Below are 13,696 nucleotides of genomic sequence, written 5' to 3'. Positions count from 1 at the left end.
CTTGACGAAATGAATATAAGAACACGCCCAAAGAATCGCCAGAACGCCATCGCTTGTGAGTCTAAGAATGAGAAACAATTTTAGTTTCTGAGGAACCATTGCAAAATCTAATATCTCAAACAAGGAGATGAGAAGAATTGCAATGGAACAACAGAGTCGTATGCGTTTAAGAAAGAGATCTTGGGTGTCTTTCTCAAATTTTTCTTGAAGATCTGTGGAAGAAACGCCCTCGCGGACTTCTTTAGACATTCGATCGGTTTGGGACAAAGTCGGATTCATACTCCCTCGAAGTGCCCATTCTACGCCGCTTTGGAAGAAATAACCAAGGGTTTTTGTTTTATTCGTGACCCTCTTTTACGGCTTTGTTATACTGGAGGGCATGACAACAAGTGCTATCAAAATAGAATTATTTACCTAAAACCTGCGTGAAAAATGCTATTTTTCACGCAGGTTTTAGGTAAATAATTGTTAGGTTCAAATTTTATACTCATTTTCCGACAACTTCAAGTAAAATAAGGGCAAGATGCCAAGACTATTTTCTTATGAAAGTCATTCGCGATATTCATCAGATGCAGCGTTTGAGTGAAGACCTTCGAAAGAAGGGGAAAACGCTTGCGTTTGTTCCCACTTTAGGGGCCCTTCATGAGGGACATTTTAGCTTGATTCATCGGGCGAGAAAAAAGGGCGATATGGTGATCTTGAGTATTTTCTTAAATCCTATTCAATTCTCTGATCCGATGGATTTAAAAAACTATCCTAAAAGTATGAGACGAGATCTTCATCAAGCCCAAAATCATCATGTCGATATTGTGTTTTGCCCGTCAGAAAAACAAATGTACTCGAAAGATTTTTCAACTTATATTGTTGAGGAAAATTTGTCGAAAGATCTTTGTGGTCAATCTCGTCCAGGTCACTTCCGAGGAGTAACAACCGTTGTCGCGAAACTCTTTAATATTGTGAAGCCCCATATTGCACTTTTTGGGCAAAAAGATGCTCAGCAGGCAATCATTATTCAAAGAATGGTTCGAGATTTATCGTGGGATATTGAGATTAAAGTGGCTTCTATTCTTCGGGATCGAGATGGGTTGGCGTATAGCTCTCGAAATATTCATTTATCGCCTGAGGAACGTGAACAAGCTCTTGCCTTAAATGAGGCGCTCTTTCTTGCAAAGATAATGGCTAAGGGAGGGGAAAAAAATTCAAGCAAGATTATTCAAAAAATTAAGAAAGTCATTCGTGCGAAGCCGTTGGCTAAAGTGGATTATGTGGAAATTGTGGATGCTCAAACTCTAGAAAAAGTGAAAACCATTGAAGGGAAGGTTTTAATTGCTTTGGCTATCTATATTGGAAAAACACGACTGATTGATAACTTGATCATTTAAGTGAAAAGTGAAAATGAGGTTCAGATGATGCGAACAATGTTGAAATCCAAAATTCATGGTGCGACCGTGACAGAATGTAATCTCCATTATAATGGAAGCATTACCATTGATGAGATGCTTTTAAAGGCTTCGGATATTCTTCCCTTTGAAAAAGTTCATGTGGTCAACTTGAATAATGGGGCAAGAATGGAAACTTACGTTATTGAAGGAAAGAAAAATTCTGGAGTGATTGGAATGAACGGAGGGATGGCCCGTTGGGGTTATGTGGGTGATAAGGTTTTGATTATTTCTTATGCACAAATTGAGGAAGAAAAATTAAAATCTTATCAACCTAAGGTCATTTTAGTGGATGAGAAGAATAAGTTAATTGATAAGTGGTCAAGATGAGTCGAGAGAGGCGCAATAATGAAAATCCAAAAATCAAACATCAAAAATCAAAATGACAGATTAAAATCAAAAATGTTTCTAATGCCATTGCGTTCAAAAATTTTGATTTTTGGGTTGTCATTTTGCATTTTGATTTTTGGATTTTGATTTTAATTTTCATCAGGTGCCCTCATGGGCATGGACGTGATCATGAAAAAACGTATATCTATCATTGGGTGTGGCACAATTGGGACACAAGTGGCTTTAGCCCTTCTTCATCAGTTTAACGAGGTTGCTGAATTGGTCGCGGTCAGTGAAGTTCGACCTGAACGAAAAGAGGTGTTTGATCATACCCTGGGAGTTAAAATTCCTCTTTTGGGTTTATTGGAGTGTGTCGAACAGTCTGATTTAGTGATTGAATCTGCGGCCGGTGATGTTGTTCCGGATTTACTTGAACAGGCTATTTTACTTAAAAGAGATATTTTAGTCCTCAGTGTCGGGGGCCTTTTCCTTTTGCCAGATTTGCTGGAGCGGGTTCGTTCACATGGGATTCGATTATACGTTCCTTCGGGGGCCATTGGCGGAGTTGATCTTTTGAAGGCAGCCAATGTAGGAAAAATTTACTCGGTGGAAATCACAACCCGAAAACCCATTGAAGCCTTAAAAGGGGCGCCTTTTCTAGAAGAGTCAAAAATTGATTTAGAGTCTATTTTAGGGGAAAAGGTCATTTTTGAAGGGAAAGCCTCTGATGCCATTAAGGCCTTTCCCCAAAATATCAATGTCGCTGCGACTTTAAGTTTGGTGGGACTGGGGCCTGAGAGGACACGTGTTAAAATCATTACTTCGCGTCATCTTAAGAAAAATATTCATGAAATTGCCATTGAGGGTGAATTTGGTCAGGCCTCTCTCATTGTGCAGAATGAACCCTCCAGGAAAAATCCTAAAACCAGTCAATTGGCTATTTTTTCTACCCTTGCTACCCTTGAAAAAATTCTTTACGGAGTTGAAATTGGAACGTAATTAAAGTTTTAACTTGTTTATTAATAAGTACTTAGCATCCTTTTTTATCTTCGTACGTTTCTTGACAGTCCCCCCTTCAGATGTTAACTTGTAATGAGACAAGCGGTGGCTCGCTTATTCGGGGAAGTTCACTCTATCAACTTAAGCCCGTAAAGTGAGGTATGGCCTATGTCGAGATCCAGAAAAATAGTCAAATTTCTATGCTATCAAGTATTTTCATCCCTGATTTCTTTTGTTCTTATCTTCTGTGATCATTTGTGGGCTCTGGGTTATGATCGTGAGCCGAATGACTATCGAACCGGGCGTTTAACCGATCATTCTGAAAAATCGGTTCCTCAAGCAAGACAACAAACGGCTTATGAAGAGAAGCTTGAAGCAGATATGCAAATGTCGGAAAATTTGCGTAATCGCTCTAGTGCCAGATTAACTAACATGGTGAAAAGATCAGGGCTTCAGGCCAATCAATCTGCTGTTAACAAGAAATTAGAGCAAATTCCAGAGTCCCTGAAAGAAGCCCTTGAACTCAATCAACTCAATTTAGATTTGACTCGAATTGCCCTACAAGAAAGTGCCCAAGAAGAGAGTGCTAAAATTTCTGCGGCGGGACATTACTATGTTCATGAAAAAACAGTGAACATTGGAGGCCGAGAAGTGACCCCTGTAACCCATTATTTTATGGGGGTTCCAGTCGCCTATGTTGGAGTCCCAGATCGGACCAAAAGGATGTCGGATGATTTGTTGCTTGATTTCAAAGTAGGTCCCAAAGGGGTTAATCCTTATCTACAATCAGAAGAGGGCCTTCTTCAAGCGGATATTGACCGTGTCGCTCGAGAAGCTGGAATTCGCCCCTTTGATGCAGGCTATATGAATTATTTTGTGGATAGGGCCTTTGAATTTAAGAGCTACAAGCCAGCGATCTTAAAAGAATTCGTTCGCCATCAGTATCGCACAAATGAATTAAGATCCACTTTAAATGAAGAGGTTTCTGAATCTGAAAATAAAGATGTCAGGACGACCACCTATTTTAAAGCCCATGATTTTTATGATGGAAGTGAGTGTCCTGATTGCCTTAAAAATGCCTATCGCTCCTATTTTAAAGAGACCACTCTCGCTTCAGGTGAAATTGAACGCGAGGAAGTTTCAAACATTCAATATTTGACGAGTGGAGACTTTAAAGGTCAGGTGAGAGAGCAGGAAAAAATAGAACAGAACGCACTGATTCCAGGTATGGCAAGCAAGGTGACAGAATCTTTTCTTTATACAACCCGTCCAGTCACTACAAATTCTACCGATCAAGATAAAGATGGAACGCTTGGGGATGGCAAAGACATTTTAATCACTGAGATTAATCGTTCGGGCGTCCGTGATTTTTCTCGTAACTACGCCGATGATTTTGAAAAAGGGGAACTTCCTCAATCGGTAGGGGACACGAGTCGTGAAAAATTTAAAGAGCGAATTTTTGATATGTCCTATGATAATTTTGAGACTTTAACCCATTATAAATTAACCGGGGATGTCAATGGCGTTCGACAAATTCTTGAATTTGATGCAACCAGATCCGGAGATGTGGATATTTTAGGTCGATATGTCCATTTTAAACAAAATCAAACTGCTAAAACAGAAACGGGAGATTTTCTCAAGCTGACTCAAGATCGAACGGTCAAATATGATATTTTAGATCGCATTGAAAGTTATGATGAAACGCTATGTGTCGATGGATTTTCTGGCTGTTCTCAAATCACTTTCACGGCGAATCGTTATGATTCGACCCGGCCCTGGGTCCTTTTAGATTTTACTCAAAAGGCCCAGTACACCGAAGACGGGGCGTCCATCACGGAAACGCTCACACGAACCATTCAAAAAATGGATTTTGATTTTAATACTCCCCTTCAATTCACCGATGTGATTGTGAAAAAGCAAGGGAGTGAAACAACCACCGAGAGAATTGTAACGGTACAAACGTTAGATGTTCACGGTCTTTTGACTCAATTTCAGGAATCCATCGACAAAACAGTTGATTCTCCAACAACCTCTACGCATCAAAAGATTGTCATTCTCCAAAATCTTGTTCAGAACGTGAAATCAAGGGAAACCCAGTCATGGACCTTAAGCGAAGAGACGACGACGCTCGATCCTACGACAGGGGCTATTCTCAGTGTCACAACGCGGGATCTTTCCCATTCTGTCTCCTCTCTCGAAGAATTTTTTCCCGCTAATTATACGGATGCAACGCATGATTTTAATCGCACCAATGGAATTCATCCTCTTTCTTTCTTAACGGGAGAATCATTGGGGCTTCCAGGAATATTAAATTCGATTCGTCGTTCTTCCAGTCAACTCGAACGCCTTTTTGATTTTGAAATTTTGAATGCGATTGAACTGGTTTCCCTTAAACGTAATCTCCCTTATATCCCTGAGGAACAGATTAGGGAGTTGAAGGCCTTGCCAATCTTGGTTCGATCGGTTCCTCCGATGAAGCAGGAACTTTCTCGCCCCCAGATGCGTACAGAGGGAATGCTGACGGAGGGAGAAGAACGGGTGATCATTCTTCGTCAGGATTCTTTCGGGCGTTCTGTGCTTGAATATGGGGTTGAAGAAGAAATTGGAAAGACCCTATTTGAAATGAGAGTTCAATTTTATGATTTATTAACCCATTCAAAAATTTCTATTCCCTTTTTACGTGAAACGATCGAGTGGCCAGGTGCTCAAGGACCTCTTTCTTTGAAGCAGGTTAAGAGAGCCGCTCGGCCCCTTATTGCTGCTCTTCCCGAGGGCCTAGGCAAAATCAAGAAAGGATTCGTTCCTTTGTCTGAAAGGGTTCGTCAAACACTTCAACAGGAAAAGTGGCGTGAGATTTATGAACCCGCTCTTCAGTCCCTTCGTCAATTTCGCGAGAGTTTCTTAGAAAATCTTCCCACGATCAACGGCGCTTCGTGGAACCAGCTTCGACGTCTTTTCTATGCGGTATGGATGCGTTCTTATTTAACGTCCTCTCAGTTGGAATTTTGGGCGCCCGAGGGTGTTCTTTCCCTCTCAAAGGCCCGCATCTTTGAAAGTCTTGAAACTTTAAGGCAAAATTTAATGAAGAAAATGAGTGAGGCTGGAACGGTTGGAAAAGGAATAGTACCATTTAGCCGGGGTTCCATTCTTCAAAGCACGGGCGTTTTACAAGATCAAACGGCATCCTTTCTTCATCAGAGATTACGCGAGATTTATTTTGAGGGAGGGCAAAAGGATCGTATTCAAAGAATAGGAGAGTGGTTGACCCAGGCCCCCTTTATTCATCTATCATTGTGGTTAGCCCGAGGTTATGTCAGAAATCAGTTTTATTTAAGTGGAATCATTTTAAAAGATCAAGAGTTTGAGGGGATCATGAATCTTTTAAGAGAGACCTCTTTGATGAAAGGGAAACTTTATGAAGATTTTAAAGATGTTCAAATGGAAATGTCTCATGGACTAGATCTTCTCTCCCAAAAAATGGGTGGGAAGGCCGATCTCGATGCCTATACCGAGCGGGCCCTTGCCGTTCGTAAGTGGATCAAGACTTATCAACAAGTGAAAGATTTAGGTCCCAGGGAAAGGGAAATTTTTGATCGCATGATTTTGAATCAGTCTATAGGGGTTAAAAGAGAAATGGCTGAGGAGCTCCTTCGTCTTGGGAAAAATATTTCGGTTGAAGAATTAACCTGGAAAGAGGTTCATCCCATTATTGTCATGGGGGAACCCGCCTTTTTATCAATTGAAAATTTTATTAATCCCAGAATTCAAAAATCGCAATCGGTGATTCGAAATCAAGCCCCTTCTACTACTTCTGAGGCATCTTCAAATGCAAATTTATCTCAGCAGCAAGGAGGAGTGAATCAATAAAAAAATGGGGAAGGTGTATTCTCCCTTGCAGAAGTAGAGGTTAAGTTTTATCATATTTGAAAATGTTATAAGGAGAAAATAGACGTGAGAAAAATAACAAAGCTTTTTTTAATGGGGTTCGTGACAATCAGTTTTGCAAAAACTGTTAATTCTGCTGACCAAACATATGGCATTACTCAGGGGCAGTTTGCGGTTCAACTGGTGAATGTGCTGAATCTCCAGAGTTATTTACCTCCAGCTCCCCTCACCAATGATTATGTGAATATTTTAGAACTTTTTGGGATTAGCCCACTCAAGGGATGGAAAACGCGTGAATCCTTAAAAGAGGAAGATTACATTGTGGTGATGTCAAGGCTTTCTGGACAGGAGCGAGAGGTCTATAAAACGGGTGTCCAATTTTGCGATAAGGTGGTCAAGGCCATCAATGAGGCGTGGGCGGATCAATATGACAAAGATGATGAGTGGGAAACATTGGACCAGCTTTTTCAAGATAAGCGGTATTTTGCAGGAGAGATTCCCGAATGTCCCTTTGGTGCTCACTATCATGCCAAACTGGGGGAGCACGCCTTAAAGCATCATCTGCATATTCAGAAATTTCTGACGTCTCTTCGGCATGGTTTGTAAATGGGGGAGAAAGGGTATTACAACAATGAAAACAAACTTTAAAAGTGTTTTGGCACTTTTCTTGATGTTTGCATTTGCCTTCTATGGATTTTCTGACGATCGATTGTCTTTTCGCGATGATTTAAAACATAATCCAACGCTTGCTCCCTTTATCGCTCAGTTAGAGTTGGACCAGCTTTTGCACCGCGGAACTGATGCCAAAACTTTTAAACGGGTCCTACGTCAAGTTTTTGAAAATTTTCTTGGAAGATCCCCTGGTGATCCGACTTTTCCTCCAATGGGACGTCAAATCGGCGTCAATAGAGATATATACCTGGAGGCCTTCATCAGGAATCCGATGTCTCATAATGGTTCTTTGGACCTTAATAGTCTTTATCTTAATCAAAATGTTATTGAACATAATGAGATTGCCAGACAAATGATTCAAGAGCTAGGGAGTGGAACGGAACTTACTCCTGGAGCATTTAAGGCTGTTCTAGGAGAAGGTGTTTCTGCTTTTGATCTAAATAATCCTGATTCAGAAAGAGGTCAGGCTCTTAAAAATTTAATTTCTGACCTAAAATCAGGAGAATTAGGTGGAGGGGGAGGTGCAGGTTCAGGAAGTGGTGGAGGGAGTAGTTCTGGTGTTGGAAGTGGAAGTGTTGTGAGCACGGTTGTGAGCACTGTCCAAAGCAGTGGAAATGACAGTGGTAGTGGAGGTAGTAGTGGTAGTGGAGGTAGTAGTGGTAGTGGAGTTGGATCTGGCACCATCGCTGATAAAATCAGTGATAAATTGGGAAATAAAAGTGGGAAAGGTAGTTAAATTTAAAAGGGGATATTCCACTTCAAATGAAGTAGCATTTTTTAAGTACTTCTCGCCAATGTAAGAGGTATTTTTCTCTGTATCTATAAAATCTAGAAAAAATCTCCTTTTTGCTATTTTTTTGCTATCATTAGAGCCTTACATTTTAGATTTTAATTTTTGGAGTTAAAAAGAGGGGGGATATGATTAAGAAGTTTTTTATATTAGGACTCTTCCTAATTTCAGTTTCTATATTAAGAGGAGAAGAGAGACGTCAAGAACTTCCAGGCGAGGTTGTTCAAATTTCAGAATCAACTCAAGAAACAGCTCAAGAACCTGAAGAAAGGCCTGTTTCAAGTGAAAAGAAAACGGGAAAATCGTCTGGTGATTTTAAAAATTTTTACAAAAAACATTTTAACACGACCCTGGGTCTTTCAGAACAGTGGGACAGCAATATTCTCCTAGATGAATCGGGTGAAAATGATGATTTTATTACTTTGATTAATCCGGATGTGACCCTTCACTTTAGCAATGACTTGGGATACATTGAAACGGAGTGGATCGGGCGGTATAACTACTATGCTGATTTAGACGAATTCACAATCTCTAACAGTGTGTCTGCTTTAGGATTTTTGACCCCCAATGAGCGTCTGGCCTTGGGGGCTCGAGGCAATTTTGATATGACCGAAGAAAGTCTTGTCCCGACAGTATTCGGAGATCGAATTCTTCAATTGGGATACGACATTATATCAACTCAACCTCAGGTCAAGTATCGATGGACGGAGAAATGGGTTTCGGATATCTCTTACCAATTCGACAAAATCGACATTGATAATTCAGCCCTAGACGATGACGTGGATCGGGAAGGGCAAGGCTTTTTAACCAACTGGGAATTTGAAGTGACTCCAAGTCTTTTTTTAATCGGGGGCTATGCCTTTAGAGATGTCAATTTTAATGAGAATTCCTTAAAGGATTCTTTTAGTAATTTGTACTCGGGTGGAATACGTAAAAAAATTCCTAATCTTTTTAATGTAGATCTTAAAGTTACTTATGATGACAAAGATTTTGATCATTCTCCCGATGATGAGAATGTGGATATAGCAGGATCTATTACTTCCACTTTTTCTCGATATACCACCTTCATCTTCAATGGAAGTTATGGCTTACAAGAATCTTCTCGGTCAGAGTTTACTCAATATACAACGCGACGGTTCTCTCTCATTCTTCAACACTATCTTATGCCTAAGACGGTTCTCATCTTAAAAGGGAGCTACGAGCGCCAGACTTTTGACGATGGGGATCTTTTGGTTACCTTTGTTACCGGGGATCAGGAAACGGAACTTTACAGTGCTTCTGTCGATCTTCGGCGGACGCTTTTTAGCTGGCTGAGCGTTGAGGTTGGATATAATTTTCAAGAGCGGGACACAGATTTTGATAGAGAAGATCTGCAAGACCACATCATTCATTGGGGTATCAAAGCCTATTTTTAATGTAACTTATTGATATAAGATAAGTTAAGTACTTTATGATCTTTCTCTTCCGCCTACTAATGACTCTAACCATTTTGGTGTTTTTCATAACCTATTACTCTCCAAGGAGTTAAATTTTTAATTTTCTTTTTAACTTTTAATGGAAATTTTTGTCTATATAAGGTGAGGAGAAGTATCAAAAATGTTAAAACGAATTCGAATGATATGGGTGGTTGTTAATTTATTAACCGTGGCTCTTTGTGGGGAGGCTTCTGCGGGAGAAGTGCTAGGTCAACAAGAGACGGATTGGACTACAGTTGAAAAGGTTACCGTTCATAAAGGAACGGGTAAATTCGAATCTTTTCTTCAAACAATTTTTACAGTGGATGAGGCCTTAAGGAAGTTTAAAGCTTCGCCAATTCATAACACTTTTCAGGCCAATGAGTTATTAAAAAATGATTCTTATTTAACCCCATTAACAGACCATTGTTTACAAGATTTTATCGAAATGTCTAACATGGAAGATGTTGGGATTAAGGATATTGCGTATTATATTACGAAAAACTACCAAGCATTTAGCTCCTTTTCTAATTTAGATTTAACAGAATTGACTCTCTTTGTAGGTTCAAAGCGCCTTATTCCCATCAAAGATACTAACTCTTTAGTGAAACCAGCATGATGAGTGTTTTTAATTTGTAACTACTTGCTTCCAAAGTTAATATGTCAAAATAGAGTCAACAGTCGACGGTCGATAGTTTTAAAGGAATTATTTATTTCTATGGACTGTAGACCGTGGACTATGGACTAGTTCTCATAATCAATTTTAGGTTAAAATAGAAATAGAAATGGGAGAGAAAAGATTGGGGGGTAGGGAGGTTTGTTTTGAGAATTTCAGAATATAGAAATGATTATAAAAGCTTTGATAAAAGCGGTCCATGTGGATTTACCATTACTGAAATGTTAGTCGTAGTCGTTATTGTAGGAATCATTCTTGCGATGAGTTTACCTACAGCAAAGACTTCTTTTGAAAAAATGAGAATTCACCAAACTCAAACCGATATTGCAAAGCTTGAGATGGCCTTAGAAGGTTATAAATCAAAATACGGTGTTTACCCCAACGCTGGTTCAGGCCAGTCGGTCCCCAGGAGCGCGTTAGAAAATTCAACCGATCAATTTATGCATTTCCCTCCTGAAAGAATAATCGATGGGAATTTCTGTGATTCCTGGAATATGGCTTATCGCTATGATATGCCAGGTACAAACCAGCCTAATTTTGCTGATATTGCTTCGGCAGGTCCTGATCGTCATGTCACGGGAAGTTGGATGACGAGTACAACGGGTGATGATGCAGATAATATCACCAATTGGAGTCAGAACCGGTAATGGGATTTGGAATGTTTTTTTTACAGCCAATCGATGGTGACATCGTTTTCTATAACAAGGAAGTCTCTATCACCTGTGAGGAGAGATATTTTTTCTTGTTTTGCAAGTGCAGCGGCAAAGCAATCGGCGTAGGGGAGTTTTTTAACCGCTTTGAAGGACGCTGCAATTCTCGTTAAATCTGTATTTACATCGATGATTTTGAGATGCATCTGGCTCATGAGATGCTCAATTTCATCCTTTTTCTCCTTACCGTATCTGGACTGAATGATGTAAAGAACTTCTCCCCAATTAATAACTGAAATCAAGAGATCTCTCCCTTTCTGGGCCGCTTCCTTAAGAATTCCTGTTACTCTGAGTCCTTCTTTCTGACCCTCAAAGTAAGCTAAAAGTGCCCAACTATCTAAGACCTTAGAACTTTTCAAACTTGCTCTTCTCCCTTTCTTTTTCCTTACGCCGTGACTCCTCAAGAGTTTTCACGAGGTGACCGCCTTTGAGAATGCCGCAAGTTCGTTCGTAAAAGTGAGGTGTTGCGGGATGAACAATGATATCCCCATCTTTTTCTTCGAAAAAGACCTTGGTCCCTTGTCTGATTCCAACAAGTTTCCTCAATTTAGCTGGAATAACGATTTGCCCTTTCAGGGTGACTACAGAAGCTTCCATGTTGATAAAATCCTCCTTAATTAGGTTCTACTTAAATAATATTATATATATAATAAATATGAATGTAAATATTTTTTTTGTAATACAAATAATTATTGTAGGATTTTTATGGGGTGAACTTCGTGCTCAGCTTCTGAGCTTTTAAGGGAGAGAATAGGACAGTAGAGTCCTAAAAGTTCTCGGGTCCACCAAATGCCTTTTTGACGCCGCTCGGACAAATCTGAAAAATGATATTGATAGAGAAGGGCACGAACGTAGTGGGGAGGTTCTGAGGGAAAGGGATTTTCTTTAAGGAGTTGAAGCACTTCAGGAGAACCTTCTAATAGACATTTTAAAAAGTTTAAAATCCATGGATTATTTTGAGTGCTTCCCAGGGCCGCAAACCACATTTGCCAATCAAGTCGAGGTTGATGGGGGGCGACAAAGCTTGGGCCTTTCTTACAATCCCCTGGTTTCCACTTGAATGAATAGGCTGTCCAATTTTCACCATCTTGGCTTCCTTCAATGATGATTTCAGGGCGTTTTTGAGTCATGACTGCAAAAAGGCCATAGCGATTAATCATGTGATAAGGTTCAAGGGCGTGAAGGCTTTTATACACAAATTTTGGAAAAGGTTTTGATTTTGAAAAGAGCCCAAATCCTTGAGCTGTACTTAAAAGAAAAATAAAAATGGCAAATGTTCCACGAATCAGTTTAACAAATGAATTTTGTTTTCGTAGAGAAAGAGGGCCTAATCTTCTTAAGAAAATTTTAGGAATCCATTGTTGAAGGGTTTGATCATCTAGAAGGGAGAGACAAAGAGTGAGTGTCAGCAAGTTAAAAAAACAGTAATTTCCTGTAAGAAGAATCATTCCTTGAAGAAGGAAAAAAGAAAAAAAAGCAAAAATTCTTGCCTTACGGCCTAGAAAAGTAAGCCAGGGGATAATGAGTTCAATCACAAACATAAGAAAGGTCGAAGCTTTATGGAATTCCAAAGGTAGATGATGAATATACCACCCGATCCACGTTGGGAGGGGTTGGGTTTCATAATGGTATTGGAGAGCGGTCAAATTTCTCCAGGTCATATCTCCACTCAGGAGTTTGACGCATCCTGATTCGAACATCAGGCGAAATAAAAGCCAACGGATGAGCCAAAGAATCGTTTTAGAAACCTGAGATGGAGATCTCCATTTGGGAAGGATTCCCCCAGGAGCAAAGAAAACGGCTAAGAAACCTGTCTCAAGAAGAAGAGTGTCCCATTGAAAAGACAAAAAAGCTTGTCCCACGATCATAAGGGAAAGGTAAAGAACCCATAAGATCAAAAGAGAAGGGATAACGGCAATTCCAGTAATAACCAGTACAGATAAAAAAGTGCCCGCAGTGCATAAGTATTTTAGAAAGACATCACTTGTGTTAACCCAAGCTAGGGTAGGAAGAAGATGATAGATTTGAGATCCAAAATGTTTTTTTACAGCTTCAAGAAAAGAATGAGCGGGGAGAATCCCATCTTGACCGACTAATCCTAAGATCTGCGTTCCCAAAGACACAAATGCAATAAAGTAAATAATTCCCAGAAGTCTTAAGAATAGCCATTGAGTTAAAAAATAATTTGGATGAGAAAATTTTGCGCGAAAGAAGAATTTTGTGATCAATAATTTACGATGTTGAGCGATCCATTGATAAGCCCATTCGGAAATTTTTGAAAATCCAGGAAAGTTTTTATAGAAATAAAGCATCCATCTTTTGTGAGGTGCTTGAGCCAAAGCTTGAAAAATCGCTTCAGCTCCTTCGTAGAGAGAACCATCCGGCATGATGAATTGTATGGCTTTCTCGAAAGATTCATGAGGAATTTCTGGAAACAGGTGCTCTACTTTTTGAAAGGGGAGATAATCTATTTTCCCTTGAGTTTGCTCTCTCCAATGTTCTATCCAGGAACGACAAAATTGACAGTCCCCATCAAAAATCATGAGGGGCTTTAAGGGAGGCTGAGAGATAGGTCGCAACTCTTTCATCAAAGGATTATTTCACATGAATATTTTGAGGCTGTCAAGGAAATGAGAAAAAAGGGTCTGACAAAGCGTTGGACATGGAAAATTTCTATTGGTATCATGGATTCATTATTTTAATTTGGCCTTGAAGTAGAAATAGGGAGTGGTGATGAAATG

13 protein-coding genes are annotated in these 13,696 nt (G+C 39.7%); 9 read left to right on the top strand and 4 right to left on the bottom strand.

What is annotated here, in order from left to right:
* Window positions 1-279, bottom strand: a 279-nt coding sequence (locus tag HYS07_09285; protein MBI1871370.1) for a hypothetical protein, incomplete at its 3' end; no start/stop codon positions are given.
* A 263-nt stretch (window positions 280-542) separates the two neighbouring features.
* Here HYS07_09285 and HYS07_09280 point away from each other — a divergent pair.
* The 9 genes from HYS07_09280 (at window position 543) to HYS07_09240 (ending at window position 10,892) form a co-directional block, all read left to right on the top strand.
* Window positions 543-1,382: a pantoate--beta-alanine ligase gene (locus HYS07_09280; GenBank protein MBI1871369.1), complete on the top strand. Its 840-nt coding sequence runs from the start codon at window positions 543-545 to the stop codon at window positions 1,380-1,382.
* Between the two features lie 24 nt (window positions 1,383-1,406).
* Entirely contained in the window at window positions 1,407-1,769 is a 363-nt protein-coding gene (locus HYS07_09275) for an aspartate 1-decarboxylase (GenBank protein ID MBI1871368.1), read from the top strand.
* A gap of 189 nt (window positions 1,770-1,958) precedes the next feature.
* Complete coding sequence (locus HYS07_09270) at window positions 1,959-2,768, top strand: DUF108 domain-containing protein (GenBank protein MBI1871367.1); 810 nt, start codon at window positions 1,959-1,961, stop codon at window positions 2,766-2,768.
* 168 nt (window positions 2,769-2,936) lie between these two features.
* The gene (locus tag HYS07_09265; protein MBI1871366.1) at window positions 2,937-6,635 is read left to right on the top strand and encodes a hypothetical protein; all 3,699 of its coding nucleotides are present in this window, start codon (window positions 2,937-2,939) and stop codon (window positions 6,633-6,635) included.
* 84 nt (window positions 6,636-6,719) lie between these two features.
* Entirely contained in the window at window positions 6,720-7,259 is a 540-nt protein-coding gene (locus tag HYS07_09260; GenBank protein MBI1871365.1) for a hypothetical protein, read from the top strand.
* Window positions 7,260-7,284: 25 nt separating this feature from the next.
* Complete coding sequence (locus HYS07_09255) at window positions 7,285-8,061, top strand: hypothetical protein (GenBank protein MBI1871364.1); 777 nt, start codon at window positions 7,285-7,287, stop codon at window positions 8,059-8,061.
* 182 nt (window positions 8,062-8,243) lie between these two features.
* Window positions 8,244-9,530 carry an outer membrane beta-barrel protein gene (locus HYS07_09250; GenBank protein ID MBI1871363.1) on the top strand — a complete coding sequence of 429 codons (1,287 nt, stop codon included), beginning with the start codon at window positions 8,244-8,246 and terminating at the stop codon, window positions 9,528-9,530.
* A 181-nt stretch (window positions 9,531-9,711) separates the two neighbouring features.
* Window positions 9,712-10,188: a hypothetical protein gene (locus HYS07_09245; GenBank protein ID MBI1871362.1), complete on the top strand. Its 477-nt coding sequence runs from the start codon at window positions 9,712-9,714 to the stop codon at window positions 10,186-10,188.
* Window positions 10,189-10,391: 203 nt separating this feature from the next.
* Entirely contained in the window at window positions 10,392-10,892 is a 501-nt protein-coding gene (locus tag HYS07_09240) for a type II secretion system protein GspG (GenBank protein MBI1871361.1), read from the top strand.
* A gap of 20 nt (window positions 10,893-10,912) precedes the next feature.
* Here the strand turns inward: HYS07_09240 and HYS07_09235 are convergent, their stop codons facing one another.
* The 3 genes from HYS07_09235 to HYS07_09225 all read right to left on the bottom strand — a co-directional run bounded on the left by HYS07_09235 (window position 10,913) and on the right by HYS07_09225 (window position 13,543).
* Window positions 10,913-11,314, bottom strand: a complete 402-nt coding sequence (locus tag HYS07_09235; GenBank protein ID MBI1871360.1) for a type II toxin-antitoxin system VapC family toxin — start codon at window positions 11,312-11,314, stop codon at window positions 10,913-10,915.
* Window positions 11,301-11,552 (bottom strand): AbrB/MazE/SpoVT family DNA-binding domain-containing protein, encoded by a 252-nt coding sequence (locus tag HYS07_09230; GenBank protein ID MBI1871359.1) that lies wholly within the window; start codon window positions 11,550-11,552, stop codon window positions 11,301-11,303. The genes HYS07_09235 and HYS07_09230 overlap by 14 nt, the downstream gene beginning before the upstream one ends.
* 92 nt (window positions 11,553-11,644) lie before the next feature.
* Window positions 11,645-13,543: a lipase maturation factor family protein gene (locus HYS07_09225; protein MBI1871358.1), complete on the bottom strand. Its 1,899-nt coding sequence runs from the start codon at window positions 13,541-13,543 to the stop codon at window positions 11,645-11,647.
* Window positions 13,544-13,696: the final 153 nt, after the last annotated feature.

The organism is Chlamydiota bacterium (assembly GCA_016178055.1).
Taxonomy (GTDB): Bacteria; Auribacterota; JACPWU01; order JACPWU01; family JACPWU01; genus JACOUC01.
The sequence above is the reverse complement of the archived record's forward strand: the minus strand, read 5'-3'. Positions and strand labels throughout refer to the sequence as shown.

What these genes read in the sequence shown, in the direction of transcription:
- HYS07_09255 (MBI1871364.1), top strand. Translation starts at nt 7,285, where the DNA reads ATGAAAACAAACTTTAAAAGTGTTTTGGCACTTTTCTTGATGTTTGCA.
- HYS07_09280 (MBI1871369.1), top strand. Translation starts at nt 543, where the DNA reads ATGAAAGTCATTCGCGATATTCATCAGATGCAGCGTTTGAGTGAAGAC.
- HYS07_09230 (MBI1871359.1), bottom strand. Translation starts at nt 11,552, where the DNA reads ATGGAAGCTTCTGTAGTCACCCTGAAAGGGCAAATCGTTATTCCAGCT.
- HYS07_09265 (MBI1871366.1), top strand. Translation starts at nt 2,937, where the DNA reads ATGTCGAGATCCAGAAAAATAGTCAAATTTCTATGCTATCAAGTATTT.
- HYS07_09245 (MBI1871362.1), top strand. Translation starts at nt 9,712, where the DNA reads ATGTTAAAACGAATTCGAATGATATGGGTGGTTGTTAATTTATTAACC.
- HYS07_09270 (MBI1871367.1), top strand. Translation starts at nt 1,959, where the DNA reads ATGAAAAAACGTATATCTATCATTGGGTGTGGCACAATTGGGACACAA.
- HYS07_09275 (MBI1871368.1), top strand. Translation starts at nt 1,407, where the DNA reads ATGATGCGAACAATGTTGAAATCCAAAATTCATGGTGCGACCGTGACA.
- HYS07_09225 (MBI1871358.1), bottom strand. Translation starts at nt 13,543, where the DNA reads ATGAAAGAGTTGCGACCTATCTCTCAGCCTCCCTTAAAGCCCCTCATG.
- HYS07_09250 (MBI1871363.1), top strand. Translation starts at nt 8,244, where the DNA reads ATGATTAAGAAGTTTTTTATATTAGGACTCTTCCTAATTTCAGTTTCT.